Source organism: Roseateles sp. P5_E8, from assembly GCF_054177665.1.
This window is the reverse complement of sequence record NZ_JBGCUM010000007.1, coordinates 82,056-96,890: the sequence shown is the minus strand read 5'-3', so window position 1 is coordinate 96,890 and position 14,835 is coordinate 82,056. Positions and strand designations below refer to the sequence as shown.

Annotated in this window: 10 protein-coding genes and 2 pseudogenes; 4 read left to right on the top strand and 8 right to left on the bottom strand. The window is 69.1% G+C overall.

All coding sequences use genetic code 11. The features are described 5' to 3' along the window. Positions 1 to 4 precede the first annotated feature (4 nt). The 3 genes and pseudogenes from ACXRVZ_RS06115 to ACXRVZ_RS06105 all read right to left on the bottom strand — a co-directional run. Positions 5 to 505, bottom strand: a complete 501-nt coding sequence (locus ACXRVZ_RS06115) for a hypothetical protein (protein ID WP_457418703.1) — start codon at positions 503 to 505, stop codon at positions 5 to 7. Next, on the bottom strand, positions 502 to 2,070 hold the full coding sequence (locus tag ACXRVZ_RS06110; RefSeq protein ID WP_457418701.1) for a M64 family metallopeptidase: 1,569 nt from the start codon (positions 2,068 to 2,070) through the stop codon (positions 502 to 504). The genes ACXRVZ_RS06115 and ACXRVZ_RS06110 overlap by 4 nt, the downstream gene beginning before the upstream one ends. 170 nt (positions 2,071 to 2,240) lie before the next feature. After that, a pseudogene (locus ACXRVZ_RS06105) lies at positions 2,241 to 3,476 on the bottom strand (M16 family metallopeptidase); the annotation flags it as partial. Here ACXRVZ_RS06105 and ACXRVZ_RS06100 point away from each other — a divergent pair. Next, a complete protein-coding gene (locus ACXRVZ_RS06100; RefSeq protein ID WP_457418818.1) occupies positions 3,391 to 3,774 on the top strand; it encodes a twin-arginine translocation signal domain-containing protein in 384 nt (127 codons plus the stop codon). The pseudogene ACXRVZ_RS06105 and the gene ACXRVZ_RS06100 overlap by 86 nt on opposite strands. Before the next feature lie 128 nt (positions 3,775 to 3,902). Here ACXRVZ_RS06100 and ACXRVZ_RS06095 read toward each other — a convergent pair. From ACXRVZ_RS06095 to ACXRVZ_RS06080, 4 genes and pseudogenes are all read right to left on the bottom strand, one after another. Next, positions 3,903 to 5,057 (bottom strand): annotated as a pseudogene (locus tag ACXRVZ_RS06095) (M16 family metallopeptidase); the annotation flags it as partial. A gap of 99 nt (positions 5,058 to 5,156) precedes the next feature. Then, a complete protein-coding gene (locus tag ACXRVZ_RS06090) occupies positions 5,157 to 6,140 on the bottom strand; it encodes an AEC family transporter (RefSeq protein WP_457418699.1) in 984 nt (327 codons plus the stop codon). Between the two features lie 9 nt (positions 6,141 to 6,149). Next, entirely contained in the window at positions 6,150 to 8,015 is a 1,866-nt protein-coding gene (locus ACXRVZ_RS06085) for an ATP-binding protein (RefSeq protein ID WP_457418697.1), read from the bottom strand. Between the two features lie 107 nt (positions 8,016 to 8,122). Then, positions 8,123 to 10,732: a DNA topoisomerase III gene (locus tag ACXRVZ_RS06080; protein WP_457418695.1), complete on the bottom strand. Its 2,610-nt coding sequence runs from the start codon at positions 10,730 to 10,732 to the stop codon at positions 8,123 to 8,125. Positions 10,733 to 10,851: 119 nt separating this feature from the next. Between ACXRVZ_RS06080 and ACXRVZ_RS06075 the strand changes: the two genes are divergently transcribed. Genes ACXRVZ_RS06075 through ACXRVZ_RS06065 form a run of 3 tightly spaced genes read left to right on the top strand, consistent with a single transcriptional unit; the run spans position 10,852 to position 12,697 of the window. After that, positions 10,852 to 11,313 carry an SET domain-containing protein gene (locus tag ACXRVZ_RS06075; protein ID WP_457418693.1) on the top strand — a complete coding sequence of 154 codons (462 nt, stop codon included), beginning with the start codon at positions 10,852 to 10,854 and terminating at the stop codon, positions 11,311 to 11,313. Positions 11,314 to 11,318: 5 nt separating this feature from the next. After that, positions 11,319 to 12,035 carry a biotin--[acetyl-CoA-carboxylase] ligase gene (locus ACXRVZ_RS06070; protein WP_457418691.1) on the top strand — a complete coding sequence of 239 codons (717 nt, stop codon included), beginning with the start codon at positions 11,319 to 11,321 and terminating at the stop codon, positions 12,033 to 12,035. Next, a complete protein-coding gene (locus tag ACXRVZ_RS06065) occupies positions 12,032 to 12,697 on the top strand; it encodes a hypothetical protein (protein WP_457418689.1) in 666 nt (221 codons plus the stop codon). Before ACXRVZ_RS06070 ends, ACXRVZ_RS06065 begins: the two co-directional genes overlap by 4 nt. Here ACXRVZ_RS06065 and ACXRVZ_RS06060 read toward each other — a convergent pair. Next, positions 12,654 to 14,729: a S8 family peptidase gene (locus ACXRVZ_RS06060; RefSeq protein WP_457418687.1), complete on the bottom strand. Its 2,076-nt coding sequence runs from the start codon at positions 14,727 to 14,729 to the stop codon at positions 12,654 to 12,656. The genes ACXRVZ_RS06065 and ACXRVZ_RS06060 overlap by 44 nt on opposite strands. Positions 14,730 to 14,835: the final 106 nt, after the last annotated feature.

The following is a 14,835-nucleotide window of genomic DNA, read 5'->3' as shown; positions in this document are numbered from 1 at the left end:
GGCGCTACGGGCGCTTGCTCAAGGCCTGCATCAAGCCGCGCACGTCGATGCGCTGAGCCGGCACGCCGGTCCCGCCTTCGCCTTGCGCCGCCTGCTGGGCGGTGGGTCCGGCGTGGGTCGACGCGACTTTCGCCAGCGGCAGCAGTCGCAGATCCGCCGCTCGCGCGTCCGCGGGCACGCGCAGCATGTAGTCGGTGGCCGGCAACACGATGATGGCGTGCCCCTTGCCGGGCTCGAACGGACCCCGCAGCACGCGGGGGTCGCTCACGGCCCCTGTGGACAGCACCTGGCCCTGCTCATCGAGCAACTGCCAGCCCAGCTGCGGGCCCGCAGTGACGTTCCAGGCGTTCGCCGACCCCTGCGGCGCCTGGAAGCGCCGCGCCGCCAGCAGCTCATGGCCCGTGGCCGTGACGCGCAGTTCGAGGTTTACGAACTCGCCGGCCGAGGCGGCGCCTGCCGAAGCGAGGCCGAAGGCCATCGCGATGAAGAGAAACGACGGCTTCATTGAACACTCCATTTCAGCGTGCTCACCACGCCTGCATTCTGGCGAACGCGGCCCGTCAGATCCACCAACTCCACGCGCACCTTCAGCGCCCCGGTGTCGGCCACCACCAACTGGCCGGCCCCGCGCTGATCGATGCGTTCGACATCGTTCACATACCAGCGCGTCTCGCAGATCGTGCTGTCCATCACCGGCTGGGCCTTGAAGAGCCAGCCGCCAACCGGCTGCGCGTTGCGGTCCAGCGCCGGGCCGCTGCCTGAGCCCGTCTCGGCAGGGGCCGTCTCGACCCATGCGCCGCCCCGGCCGTATACGGCCTGGGCCCAGATCTCGCCGTTCACGGGGCCGACCGGCGCATCACCATTCAAGCGCATGAAGCTCTCGTAGGTGGGGCGATAGACCCCTTTTGCGAAGAACACGCCGCCCTCGAACAACCCCACGGGATCCGTGCCCGCCGGGAACACGGACTGGAGGGTCGGCAACTGCATGCCGGGCTCGATCCAGTGCTTCCACGGAATGCGTTCTCGGTCGGTGTAGGCGGTGCCGTTGCGATACCAGCCCTCCCGGAACGCATTCTGGGGCAGCGCCGCAGCGCCGCCATCGACGTATTCGTCACCCAAGCCTGCAAAGCTGTGCCCGAGCTCATGGATGATTTGGGGCAGCGCAGCCGGGTTGCGGGTGACCGATGCCACCGGGCCACCACCACCGGCATAGACCTGGCTGTTCACGACCACCAGCACCTGGGTGTAGTGCGGCACGTAGAGCGCGGCGATCCGCTGCGTCTGGGCGGCATCCACACAGAGGTACCGGTCAATGCCCTGGCAGCCGATCACCGCATCGAAGCGCGAGCGCGTCTGGGCAGGGTTCGCGGGGTCCGCGTCGGGAGGGACGACGATCCGGTGGATGTTCCATGCTGCGCGATGCGCGGCAATCTCCGGATGGCGGAAGAATTTCTCCTTGAAGGTGACCGCAATCTCCTGAAGGGCACTGGTCTCCGCTTCCGAGAAGCCATCGCCCAGGATCAGGAGGTGCAAGCCCGGCCGGTCGACCGCACCCACAACACTCTGCAGGCCATGGGTCATCGCCTTGGGCCAGGCGTTGACGCTCTGGGTTGCGGACGCGCGGGCACCGGTTCCATCCGTCACTGTCATGGTGACTGTTGCTCGGCTCAAGCTGTCTTGCGCGCGGGACACCACGGAGAGGACGCTGTCGGCGATGCTGCACTCGAGTGTGGGGCTGCAATCGACGCTCCAGGTGTTCTTGCCATCGCCGCCGGTGGCTCTCAAAGCGATCGAAGCGTCCTTGCGGGTGCCGTCTGCCCAGATATTCGCGGGCAACAAGATCTCGTAGACCTTCAGCGCCTCAGGCGGCGGCGGGGTAGTGGTGTTGCTGCCCGCAGGCGTTGAGGCGCCACCCCCACCGCCGCCGCAGGCTGCAAGCGTCGCCAGAAGCACGGCGGCCAGGAGATGCCGCGCCCCGCCGGGCAAGGCGATGGGCACGGCACGATGACAACGTTGTCTTCGTTCGGTAAAAAAACGAACTCGGGCGGCCTCACGGGCGGTGGGGCTCACGGGTGCGACGCAAGGTGACGAGAAGGGCGTCAAGGCAGCCTCCCTGGCTGGGTGCGGTTCATGCGAGTGCTGGCTCAATATCGCAGGGCGCCAGTCTCCGCGCAATTGGAGATAACGGCCCCCTCGACCGGCGCCACCTGCCCCGGCAGGGCCGGGTGGCGTCGCACGAATCAGTCCGCGGCCGAGCCCATGGTCGGCTTGCGGCCGATAGCCTCAAGCTGCGGCACAACCTTGGCCTTGTCGCCCACCGCCACGACGATCAGCTGCGCCGGGTCCAGGTGCTCTTTGGCCGCCTTCAGCGCCGTGGCCGACGTGACGGCGCCGTACTTCTTGGGCAGGTCGGTGATGGCCGTCAGCGGCTGGCCGGTGGACCAGTTGGCGGCATAGCCGGAGACGACGGCGAGGTTGGTGTCGAACAGGCCCGGCAGCGACAGCAGCTGGGCATTGCGCACGCGGCCCAGCTCGGCCGCGCCCATGGGCTTGGCGCGCATGCCGTTGATCTCGGTCCACATGTCGGCCAGCGCGGCGCCCGTCACGTCGGTGCGCACGCTGCCGCGGATGCCGAACTGGCCACGTTCGCGGCCCATCGTGTAGCCCGAGTAGATGCCGTAGGTGTAGCCCTTGACCTCGCGCAGCTGGTTGTTGATGCGTGACGTGAACAGCCCGCCTAGCGCCGCGTTCATGACCTTGATGGCCGGTGCATCGGCCGCGGCGGCATAGGGGCCGGGCGCGACGACGGCCAGGGCCGTCTGCGGCGCGCCGGGCTTGTCGACGACGACGGTGCGCGCGGCAATGGGCTTGGCGGGCGGCAGCAGCGCTGCGGCGGGCGCAGCGCCCTCGCCCTTCCAGGCGCCGAACAGCGGCTCGACGAGCGCGCGCAGCTCGGCCTCGCTCAGGTCACCCGCCACCACCAGGGCCGCGCGCTCGGGCCGGTAGTGCGCCTGCCAGAAGCCGCGCAGCGCGGCCGCGTCGACGGCCTTGATGCTGGCCTCGGTACCCAGCGCGTTCTCGGCCAGCGGGTGGCCTTCACCATAGGTCACGCGGTTGCCGACGGCATTGGCCAGCAGCGGTGCCTGCTCGCGCTGCTGCGCCAAGGCGGCTAGGCGCTGGGCCTTCAGCCGCTCGATCTCGGCCGGCGCAAAGGAGGGGTTCAGCGCCAGGTCGGCCAGCAGCGTCAGGCCTTCCTTGGCGGCGGCCTTGCGGCCGGAGAAGTCCACGCGCGCATCCTCGGGCGCCGCCTGGGCGGTCAGCGTGGCGCCCAGGGCCGCGATGCCCTCGGCGATCTGCTGCGCGCTGCGCGAGGTGGTGCCCTCGGGCAGCATGGCGGCGGTAAAGCCGGCCAGGCCGGGCTTGTCGGCAGGATTCACCGCCTGGCCGGCACGCAGCACCAGGCTGGCGCTGACCAGCGGCAGGCCGGGCTTGGGCGAGTGGATGACGGTCAGGCCGTTGGCCAGCGTGAAGCTCTGGGCCGCCGGCAGCGACAGCGCCTTGGCCTTGGCGGCGCCCGGTGGCTTGTTGCGCCAGGCCTCCAGCGCGTTCAGCGCCTCGCGCTCTCCCTTGGCAGTCTTGGTGGGAGCAGCCGGCGTGGCCACCTCGGGCGCCAGCACCTGTTCGCCCGGCTTGGCCAGCACGACGACGCGGCGGTCCTTCCTGAGCCATTGCGCCGTGGCGGCGCTGACGGCGGCAGGCGTCAGCTGGCCATAGCGCGCCAGGTCCTGGCCGACGTAGCCGGGGTCGCCGGCCATCTGGTTGTAGTGGTTGACCAGGTCGGCCAGGGACGTGACCTTCTCCATGCGCTGCAAGACCTGGGTCTCGATGACGGCGCGGGCCTGGGCCAGCTCAGCGGCCGTGGGCGGCGTGCTGGCGAGCTTGGCGATCTCGGCGTCCACCAGCGTCTCGATCTCGTCCAGCGACGCGCCGGGGCGGGCGACGATCTCGATGTCGAACACCGAGCTGAGCGACTGCGAGCCCTGGCTGACCTGCACGCTCTGGGCGAGTTGCTTGTCGCGCACCAGAAGGCCATAGAGCCGGCTCGCCTTGCCGCCGCCCAGCACGTGCGCGGCGATGTCAAGCTCGGCGTCGCCGGGCTTGTACATGGCGGGCGTGTGCCAGCCGAAGTTCAGGCGGCTCAGCTCGATGCGGTCGGTGACGACGAGGCGGCGTTCCTTCGTGATCTCGGGCGTGGCCACGTTGACCTCCGGCGGCTTCGGCCCGGCCTTGAGCGTGCCGAAATACTTCTGTACCAGCGCCTTGGCCTGCTTGGGGTCGAAGTCGCCGGCCAGCACCAGCGTCGCGTTGTTGGGCCGGTAGTAGGTGCGGGCAAAGTCCTTCACGTCCTTCAACTGGATGCTCTGGATGTCGGCATGCGAGCCGATGACCGAGGCGCGGTAGGGGTGGCCTTCGGGGTAGAGGGCCTGGTACATCGCCTCCTCGACGATGCCGTAGGGCCGGTTCTCCACGCTCTGGCGGCGCTCGTTGCGCACCACGTCCTGCTGGTTGGCCAGGGACACGGAGTCGATCTCGTCGATCATCCAGCCCAGCATGTCGGCCTTCAGCCACAGGCCCTTCTCCAACTGGTTGGAGGGCAGTGTGAAGAAGTAGTTGGTGCGGTCGAAGTTGGTGGAGCCGTTGGCGTCCGTGCCGCCGGCGGCGTCGACGAACTTGTCGAACTCGCCGCRCGGGATGTGGCGGCTGCCGGCAAACATCAGGTGCTCGAACAGGTGGGCAAAGCCCGTCTGCCCCTTGGCCTCGTTGCGCGGGCCGGCGTGCACCCAGAGGTTGAAGGACACCAGCGGCAGGCGGTGGTCTTCCACCAGGATGACCTCGAAGCCGTTGGGCAGCGTGAGCTTCTCGTGGCGTATGGCCAACTGGCCGGCCGCCGTGCTGACGGCGCCCTGCGCGGGAGCGGCCACGGCGGGCAGCCCACTGGACAGCGCGCCGGCCAGGGCCAGCAGCACGACGAGACGACGGGGAGCGGGTGCTTTCATTCGGTACGGTCCTCGAAGGTCAATGCAGGGATTGGGCGACGGGCTTGGCCGCCGCCAGAAGTGCCAAAAGTGCCAAAAGTGCCAAAAGTGTCTAAAGGGTCACCAAGGAGAAACCCAGGCCAGCAGCGCCAGCCAGACCGGCGCCGTGGCGACGTAGAGCACCGTCGACAGCACCGTGGCGGCCGTCACCTCGGCCTCCATGGTGCGGTAACGCTGCGCAAAGATCAGCGCGTTGGAGCCGGTCGGCAGGGCCGCCAGCATGACGATGACCGCCAGCGGCAGGCCGTTCAATCCCAAGGCCCAGTGCGCGATGCCGAAGACGACCGCCGGGATCAGCAGCAGCTTGGCCAGCACCAGGCCGGTCAGGCCGCGCCAGGACTTGGGCCAGCCGTAATAGGCCAGCGACATGCCGATCAGCGTCAGGCACAGCGGCACGACGGCCGTGCCCAGGCTCAGCAACACCTCGTCCAGCACGGCGGGCAGGGGCCAGCCGGTGGCGTTCCAGGCCAGGCCGGCCAGCACCGGCAGCACGACCGGGTGGATGACAGTGTTGCGCACCGTCTGCGCCAGCGTCGCGGCTAGGCTGGCGTCGGCGCGGCCGCGCGCCACGTCCAGCTCGACGAGGGCGGTCAGCAGCGTCAGGATGGTCAGCGCATGCAGGCTGACGACGGCGATGTGGATGGCCAGCCCCTTCTCGCCGAACACGCCTGCGGCGACGGGCAGGCCCACCTGCAGCGTGTTGCCGAAGCCGGCCGTGATGGCCTTGACGCTGGGCACCGTCACCAGCTCGCCGGGCTTGCGCCGCCAGCGCTCGAACAGGTAGATGAGGCCCACGACCACCAGCACCGGCACGAAGAAGGCGAACAAAAAGGCCCAGGGCAGCGTCGCCGTGTCCAGCCGCGCCGTGGTGCGGAACAGCAGCGCCGGCACGAAGATGAAGAAGGCCGCGTTGGCCAGCACGCGGGCGGGGTCCGAATCGCTGCCTGCTTCGCCACCGCCCAGCCAGCGCATGCGGCCGACGGCCCAGCCGATGGCCACCGCCACCAGGATGGCCAGCAGCTTGAATGCAATCGCCCAAGTCATGCCGAAATTTCAAGCCAACGGCAACCTCAGCTCGAAGCTGAAACTACTGCCCTGACCCGCCGTGCTCTGCACCAGGATCTGGCTGCCCATCAGCCGCACGAGCTGCTGGCTGATGGACAGGCCCAGCCCCGTGCCGCCGAGATGGCGCGAGGCCTCGGAGACCTGCTCGAAGGCCTCGAAGAGCCGTGCCTGCTGGGCCGGTGTCATGCCGATGCCGCTGTCCGTCACGCCAAAGCGCAGCCGCACATGGCCGCCCTGAGCCGGTTCGGTGACGGCGGCGGTGAGGGTGACGGCGCCGCTGTCGGTGAACTTGACGGCGTTGGACAGCAGGTTGAGCAGCACCTGGCGCAGGCGCTGGCCGTCCGCCAGCACCTGCACCGGCAGGCGTGGATCCACGTCCAGCGCAAAGCTCAGGTTTTTCTGCTCGGCGCGCAGGCGCACGCTGTCGCAGGCCATGTCGAGCAAGGCGCGCAGGTCCACGGGCGTGGGCTTGAGGCTGACCTTGCCGGCCTCGATGCTTGCCATGTCGAGCACGTCGTTGATGAGCTCCAACAGATGCAGGCCCGAGTCGCGCATCAGTTGCAGGCGCGCTTGCTGGGGCGCCGGGACGCGCGGGTCCATCTGCATCAGCTGCGTGAAGCCGAGGATGGCGTTCAGCGGCGTGCGGAACTCATGGCTCATGGTCGCCAGGAAGCGGCCCTTGGCCCGGTTGGCGGCCTCGGCGCGCAGCTTGGCCTCGCTGAGTTCGGCGGTGCGCTCGGCCACCAGTTCTTCCAGATGGTCGCGGTGGCGGGTCAGCTCGGCCTCGGCCTGGCGGCGCAGCGAGATGTCGATGGCCATGCCCTCGATGCGACGCTGGCCATCCCCGGCCTCCACCCAATGGGCGCTCAGTTCCACCCACAGCGGCCGGCCACCGGCACCGCGCAGCTGCAGCTGGGCCTGCTGCACCTTGCCCTGCTCGTTCATGATGGCGGCCACACGCTGCATCTCGTCGCGGTCAATGCCGCTGACCTCGCGCAGCCCCCGGCCCACCGGGTTTTGCGTGCCCAGGCCCAGCATCTGCATGAAGGCTCGGTTCATGCCCAGCACACGACCCTCAGCGTCGGCCTGGAAGATGCCCTCGGTCGCGTTCTCGAACAGGCTGCGGTAGCGCGCCTCGCTGGCGCGCAGGCCTTGGGAGCTGAGCTGCACCTGGTCGGCGGCGGTGCGCAGCTTCAGGCTCATGGCGTTGAAGCGCATCGTCAGCTCGCCGATCTCGTCGTCGCGCTCCACCGTCTCCTGCGCGCCGAGGTCGCCCGTGGCCACGCGCTGCGCCAGTGCCCCCAGCCGCGCGACGGGCCGGCGCACCAGCCAGTGCACGAGCAGCGATGTGGCGATGACGATGCCGATGACAACGACGGCCAGCAGTTCGACGACGAAGATCCGCGTGCGGCGGATCTGCTCGTCGACCAGGTCGCGGGTGAAGGTCAGCACGGCCGAGGCGACCTGGGTGCCGGGTGCGTCCGCCGCCGGCTGGTAGGTGATGGCGAACTCGCGCCGGAGCGGGCCGTTGGCGGGGTGGTCGCGCTCGCGCTTGCCCTGGCCGCCGCGCAGGCCCAGGCCCTTCAGCTCGATGGCATGCACCTCGGGGTCGGCCATGACGGCATCGAGCAGGTTCTCGATGGCGACATGGTCGAGGTTCCAGATCGGCCCGGCAAAGCCCCGCTCGATGAGGCCGGCCATGCGCGCCTCGCGCTGGCGCAGGCCCTGCATGAGGGCGTCGCCCTCGTAGGCCGTCCACGTCAAGCCCACCGCGAGCACCAGCAGGCTGGCGACCAGCGCAATGCCGGCCGTCAGGCGCGTCTGTATGCCGATGCTCAACGGCGTCAACGCCATCCGCTCTCCTCCCGGCCCCGTGCTGCAGCGCCGCGAAGCGAGCATAGGGGCTAATCAAGGGCTGGTTGGGAGCCGTTGCCGCTAACGCAACAGCTCCATGGTCGCAATCAACCCTTGGCGGCGGCCTTCTTGGCGGGCGCCTTCTTGGCCGCGGGTGCCTTGGCACCCGGCTTGGCGGCGCGCGGCTCGAATTCGAAGATGACCTTGCCTTCCTTCTTGTCGTAGGCCAGGAAGGCCTTGAACTTGCGCCGCGTCTTGTTGGAGACGAAGTTCTCCAGCAGGTCGGTCTTGCCGTTGGCCAGCAGCTTGTGCACCTGGGCCGGTTCGATGGGCTGGGTCAGGATGACCTTGCCGGTCTTGAAGTCGCAGGTCACCGTCTCGCCCACCGAGCGCTCGCAGACGTAGTTGGCGCCGTGTTCGTAGACATGGCCGGCGCACTTGGGGCAGGCGCCCAGCGAGTTCTGGGCCGAGAAGTCGACCGGCTCGCCGTCGCCCTCGGCCTTCTTGGCGTCCTCGCCGAAGTCGAACTCCAGCTTCCAGTTCTGGATTTCTTCGTCATAGACCAGCGCCAGCTCGGCCGTGAAGGGCCAGCCCGCCTTGGAGCGGAAGCCCTCCAGCGGCCCGATCTTCTTGTGCGCCAGGAAGGTCTCGACCTCGTTCAGCTCGAAGCTGCGCCCACCCGGGATCTTGCCGATGGAGAAGCCGCAGCCCTCGCCGTTCTCCTTGGGGCCCAGGCAAGTGAAGCGGCGGTAGTTCTCCTTGACGACGCCGCCGCACTTGGGGCACGGCGTCTTCAGCGTCGCGTAGTCGCCGGGGATGGTGTCGCGGTCATAGCCCTTGGCCTTGGCGACCATCTTCTCGGTCATGGCCGCGATCTCGGCCATGAAGACCTCGCGCTTGAGCTTGCCCTTTTCCATCTGGGCCAGCTTGCTTTCCCAGTCGCCGGTCAGCTCGGGCTTGGTCAGGTCTTCGACCTCCAGGCCGCGCAGCAGCGTCATCAACTGAAAGGCCTTGGCCGTCGGGATCAGCTCGCGGCCCTCGCGCAGCATGTATTTCTCGCTGATCAGGCCTTCAATGGTGGCCGCGCGCGTGGCTGGCGTGCCCAGGCCCTTCTCGGCCATGGCCTCGCGCAGCTCGTCGTCGTCGATGAGCTTGCCCGCGCCTTCCATGGCGGACAGCAGCGTCGCTTCCGTGTAGCGCGCCGGCGGCTTGGTCTGCAGCGCCTTCACGTCGACGCTCTCGGTGCGCACGACCTCGCCGGTCTGCACCGGCACGAGATTGGCGTCCTCGTCGTCCACGTCCTTGCCGTAGACGGCCAGCCAGCCCGGCTTGACGAGCACCTTGCCGTTGGTCTGGAACTGGTGCGTCTTGCCGTCGGCCTCGACCTTGGAGATGCGCGTCGTGACCAGGAACTCGGCCGGCGGGAAGAACACGCCCAGGAAGCGCTTGACGACCATGTCGTAGAGCTTGGCCTCGATCTCGGTCAGGCTCTTGGGCGCCTGCAGCGTCGGGATGATGGCGAAGTGATCCGACACCTTGGCGTTGTCGAAGACCTTCTTGGTGGGCTTGATGTAGCCCTCCTTCAGCGCCGTGGCCGCGTGCTTCGACAGCAGGGCCAGCGGGCCGGGCAGATCCTCGGTGGCCAGCATCTTGGCCGTGTCCTTGGCGACGGCCAGATAGTCCTCGGGCAGGAAGCGCGAGTCCGTCCGCGGATAGGTCAGCACCTTGTGCTTCTCGTACAGCGCCTGGGCGATGGACAGCGTCGTCTTGGCCGAGAAGCCGAAGCGCGAGTTGGCCTCGCGCTGCAGCGTCGTCAGGTCATACAGCCCACCGCAGCTGGTCGTGCTGGGCTTGCTCTCCTCAGAGACCGCCGCCGGCTTGCCGAGCACCGCCTTGGCGATGGCCTCGGCATCGGCCGCATTCCACATCCGGTCGGCGCGGCGCTCCAGGTCGTCGTTCTTCTTCCAGGCGGGGTCGAACCACTTGCCTTCGTACTGGCCGGCCTGGGCGTCGAAGTTGGCGCGCAGCTCCCAGTAGTCGCGGGAGACGTGCTTGCGGATCTTCTCTTCGCGCTCGACGACGACCGACAGCGTCGGCGTCTGCACGCGGCCCACCGTCGTCAGGAAGAAGCCGCCGTCGCGCGAATTGAAGGCCGTCATGGCCCGCGTGCCGTTGATGCCCACCAGCCAGTCGGCCTCGGAGCGGCAGCGCGCGGCGTCGGCCAGCGGCAGCATCTGCTCGTCGCTGCGCAGCTTGGTGAAGCCGTCACGGATGGCGGCCGGCGTCATGGACTGCAGCCACAGCCGCTGGATGGGCTTGTTCAGCTTGCCCTTGGCCGGCTGCGCGTACTGCTCGATGAGCCGGAAGATCAGCTCGCCCTCGCGGCCCGCGTCGCAGGCGTTGATCAGCGCCGTCACGTCCTTGCGGCGGATCAGCTTGCTGAGCGCGTTCAGACGGCCCTTGTTCTTGTCGATGGGATTGAGGTCGAAGTGCGGCGGGATGACGGGGAGGTTGTTGAAGCTCCACTTGCCCCGCTTGACGTCGAACTCCTCCGGCGCCGCGATCTCCACCAGGTGGCCCACGGCGGAGCTGACGACGTACTGCTCGTTCTCGAAGTGGTCGTCGTGCTTGTCGAACTTGCCCGCCACGGTCGTCAGCGCGCGGACGATGTCCTGCGCGACAGAGGGCTTCTCGGCAATGATCAGAGTCTTGCTCATCGGTCTTTCTCAAACGCTATTCAGAGGGCCGGGGACATGAAATCCCCTGCCTACAATCCGGGCCTCGCGCGCACGCCCATGCACACGCGCACCCATGAAATCACCGTACCACAGCGCCGATGACGCCAAAAACCCCACGCCGCAAGATCGAAGTTCGTGATTCCGGCGTGCATGGCCGGGGGGTCTACGCCGTGGCGCCCATCAAGGCCGGCGCGCGCATCATCGAGTACACCGGCGAGATCATTTCCTGGGACGAGGCCGTCGAGCGCCACCCGCACGACCCGGCGCAGCCCAATCACACCTTCTACTTCCATCTCGACAGCGGCATGGTCATCGACGGCCTGCGCGGCAACGACGCACGCTGGATCAACCACGCCTGCGCCCCAAACTGCGAGGCCGACGAGGTCGACGGCCGCGTCTTCGTGCACGCGCTGCGCGACCTGGCGGCGGGCGAGGAGCTGTTCTACGACTACCGCCTGGTGCTGGACGAGCGCCACACGGCCAAGGTCAAGAAGCAGTTCGCCTGCTGGTGCGGCGCCGCCACCTGCCGCGGCACCATGCTGGCCCCGAAGAAGAGGTGATCCCCATGGAGCGGCGCCACCTCGCCGAATGCGGCTCGACCAACACCGAGGCGCTGGCTCATCTGCGCGAAGGCGGCGGGCCGCTGCTGGTGTCGGCCAGCCGCCAGACCGCCGGCCGTGGCCGCCTCGGCCGGGCCTGGCAGTCCGACGACGCCGCGCTGACTTTCTCGCTGGCGCTGTCGCTGCCGGCCGAGCTGGATCTCTCCGGCCTGTCCCTCGCCGTCGGCTGCACCGTGGCCGACACGCTGGACCCGAGTGGCGAGCGCATCCGCCTGAAGTGGCCCAACGACTTGTTCCTGGACGGTGCCAAGCTGGGCGGCATCCTCATCGAGACCGTACCCATGGCGCATGAGCGCCGTGGCGTCGTCATCGGCATCGGCCTCAACCTGCAGCCGCTGCCGCCCGAGGCCGACCGCGGCGCTTTCGCCAGCGGCCATGCCGCCTTGCACAGCCTGGACCCGGCCGCCACGGCGGCGGCCACGCTGGACCGCCTCGCCCCCGCGCTGCGCGCGCTGCTGGCCGACTTCGAGCCCCTGGGCTTCGGCCCCTGGCAGGCCGCGTTCTCGCGCCGTGACCTGGCCGCCGGCCAGCGCGTGCGAGTCGGCGAGCAGGTGGGCATGGCGCGCGGCGTGTCCACGCGCGGCGAACTGCTGCTGGACACGGACGCAGGCATCGTCCTCGTGAGTGGTGGTGAACTCAGTCTGAGATTGGAATCCCCGTGATCCGTGTGCTCGTCCTCGTGCTTCTGGCGGTCAACGCCTTGTTCTTCGTCTGGTCGCGCGGCTGGCTGGACACGGTCACCGGCATGCCGGTCCACGGCGGGCGCGAGCCCCAGCGCATCGCGGCCCAGCAGCATCCCGAGCGCATCCAGCCGCTGGCGGCAAGCGCCGTCGCGGCCCTGGCCCAGCGCAGCTGCCTGGAGCTGGGCCCGCTGGACGGCGACGCAGCCCTGGCCGCCGCGCAGACCGCGCTGAAGTCGGCCGGCGCGCAAGCCCAGGTGCGCAGCAGCGAGCAGGCCGGCGTGTGGGTGGTGGCCACCATCAAGCTGGCCGACGCCGAGTTCCGCGCCCGCAAGGAAGCCACCTACAAGCAGTTGAAGCTCAACTTCGAGCCGCTGGAAGGCCTGCCCGCCGAGCAGCCGGCCTTCGTGCTGAGCAAGCAGCCCAGCCTGGCCGAGGCGACGGCCGAGGCGGCGGCGATGGACAAGCGCGGCCTCAAGGGCTTGCGCGTGCTGGCGTTGAAGGCCCCGCTGACGCACCACACGCTGGTCATTCCCCAGGCCGACGGCCTGCTCGCGGCCAAGCTCAAGGCCAGCAAGGACCCCGCGCTGGCGCCCGGCTTCAGGGCTTGCAGCGCAGCGGCTGCAGCTTCGGCTTCAAACTGAAGGCGGCCAGTAGCAGCGCCAGCAGCCAGGCGGCGCTGACGGCACCGCCGCCACCGCCACCACCGCCCGAGGTGGCCGGCGGCGTGACGACAGCGCCCGCCGCGACGCTGACCGTGGCCGTCTGGCTGTGCACATAGCCGTCACTGTCGGTCACGTCCGCCTGCACGATGAAGTTGCCGGCGGCGGTCGGCGTCAGCGTTGCGGTGGCCGAGTTGGCGCCGCTGCTGAAATCGCCGACGACGTTGGCGCCCTTGTCATTGATCGTCCACTTGGTCGCGGTCACGGTCTTGCCGCTGGCCAGGCCGGTGATGGCGGCGGTCAGCGTGCCCGATTGCGCGGCCGTCATGGCAGCGCTGGGCGTGATGGTGACGGTCGCGTTGTTGAGCAACTTCGCCGCCGCAACGGCCTTCTCGGCGTCGACCATGCCGGCGCCGCAGGTGCTGGTGGTGCAGTAGCACTCGTCCTGGACTGCGCTGCCGGTAGTCGGCACGGTACAGGCCAAGATGCCGGCGGTGCCGCCGCTCGTCGGGAAGGCGCGCGCGGTCAACTTCAGGATCGGCGTCGCTTCGGCCGAGGTCAGCACCGGCCGCACCGCTGCCATCAGGCCGACGATGCCGCTGACGACGGGCGCCGAGAAGCTGGTGCCGACCGACGCGTTGCTGCCGGTGTACACGCCGTCGCCGGTGTAGGCCGCCGGCGAGGTCGTGCCGCCGTTGGTCGTGCTGACCATCGGGTAGAGGCAGGGCTGGCCGTTGAGGATGTTGATGCAGTTGCCGCCCGGCGCGGCGATGGTCACTTCGTTGCCGATGCTGGAGAAGCCGACCTTGGTGCCGACATGGCGCAGCGCCGCCACCGCGATGACGCCCGGGCAGTTGCCGGGCAGACCCACCTTCTGTCCCTCAGAGTTGCCAGCCGCGACGACGATGGTCGCACCGGTTGCGTTGACCTGGCCGATGGTTTGGAGATAAAGAGCGCCCGTCGTGTCAGTCGTTGCGCAACTGCCGGAGCCGCCCAGGCTGAGGTTGAGCACCTTGGCCTTGTTGGGATTGGCGGGCAGGCCCGGCACGCTGATGCCGGCGGCCCATTTCATGCCGGCCATGATGTCGCTGTCGTAGCCGCCGCATTTGCCAAGCACGCGGATGGGCAGGACCTTCAGCAAATTCCAGCCGACACCGGTCATGCCGATGCCGTTGTTGGTTTTGGCGGCGATGAGGCCGGAGACGCGCGTGCCATGCCAGGAGCTGTTGCCAACGTCGCCGCTGTCGCAGCCGCTGCCCAGCGCGCCGCCGGACACGTCGGCCGAGCTGACCCAGTCGCCGGGGTCGGAGGCATCGGCGTCCGCGCCGTCGCCATCATTGGCGATCGCCGTCGACAGGTTGCCCGGGCTGCCGAAGCCGATCATGTCGTAGCCCCCGACGATCTGGCCCGCGAGGTCGGGGTGGTCCGTGCGCACGCCGGTGTCCAGCACGGCGACGACGGTGGTGGTGGTGATGCCCGCCGTCGCGTCCCAGGCCGCTGGCGCATTGATGCTGGAGACAACCTGGCCCGGCGTGCTGCTGTAGGCCTTCAGATACCACTGGTCGATGACGCGGGCGGGGATGCCGCCGGACACCGTCTCGGCATTGACCGCCGCGCCGCCGAACAGCGGGTCGTTGGGCAATGCCAGGCGCTTGCGCAGTTGGTCCACCGCGACGAGTTCCACCTCGGGGTCGGCCGCCAGCCTCTTGGCCAACTGCGCGCCCGACAGACCGCGCGCCATGACGACGTGGGTGCGCTCGTCCAGGCTGCGGCCGGCGGCCAGCGCGTGGCCGGTGCGCAGGCCCAGCGCCGTGGCGCGTGTCTGGGCCACCTCGCGCGCCTCCAGCCGCGTGGCCCGCAGCGACAGCGCCTTCGCACGCACGCTGTCCGCCTTGGGCTTGAAACGCACGATGACCCGGGCCTCGGCATCAGCCTGGGTCTGTGCCGATGCCGGCGCGGCCAGCACGGCCAGCGTTGCAGCAGCAAGGGCGATCAGCAACGGGCGCATGGGCATGGCAGGGACGGGCGAGGTTGGGGGCAATCAGTTTAGGCGTGGCCCTCTGTCGCCAGTCGCAACAAATGTCGCACCCGAATGACTTCTCGACGCCCCGGGCGCCGCG

Bases quoted from the DNA above. Each gene is read 5' to 3' on its own strand.
- ACXRVZ_RS06060 (WP_457418687.1), bottom strand. From the start codon at position 14,729: ATGCCCATGCGCCCGTTGCTGATCGCCCTTGCTGCTGCAACGCTGGCC.
- ACXRVZ_RS06090 (WP_457418699.1), bottom strand. From the start codon at position 6,140: ATGACTTGGGCGATTGCATTCAAGCTGCTGGCCATCCTGGTGGCGGTG.
- ACXRVZ_RS06115 (WP_457418703.1), bottom strand. From the start codon at position 505: ATGAAGCCGTCGTTTCTCTTCATCGCGATGGCCTTCGGCCTCGCTTCG.
- ACXRVZ_RS06075 (WP_457418693.1), top strand. From the start codon at position 10,852: ATGACGCCAAAAACCCCACGCCGCAAGATCGAAGTTCGTGATTCCGGC.
- ACXRVZ_RS06100 (WP_457418818.1), top strand. From the start codon at position 3,391: ATGGCGGCGGTAAAGCCGGCCAGGCCGGGCTTGTCGGCAGGATTCACC.
- ACXRVZ_RS06070 (WP_457418691.1), top strand. From the start codon at position 11,319: ATGGAGCGGCGCCACCTCGCCGAATGCGGCTCGACCAACACCGAGGCG.
- ACXRVZ_RS06080 (WP_457418695.1), bottom strand. From the start codon at position 10,732: ATGAGCAAGACTCTGATCATTGCCGAGAAGCCCTCTGTCGCGCAGGAC.
- ACXRVZ_RS06085 (WP_457418697.1), bottom strand. From the start codon at position 8,015: ATGGCGTTGACGCCGTTGAGCATCGGCATACAGACGCGCCTGACGGCC.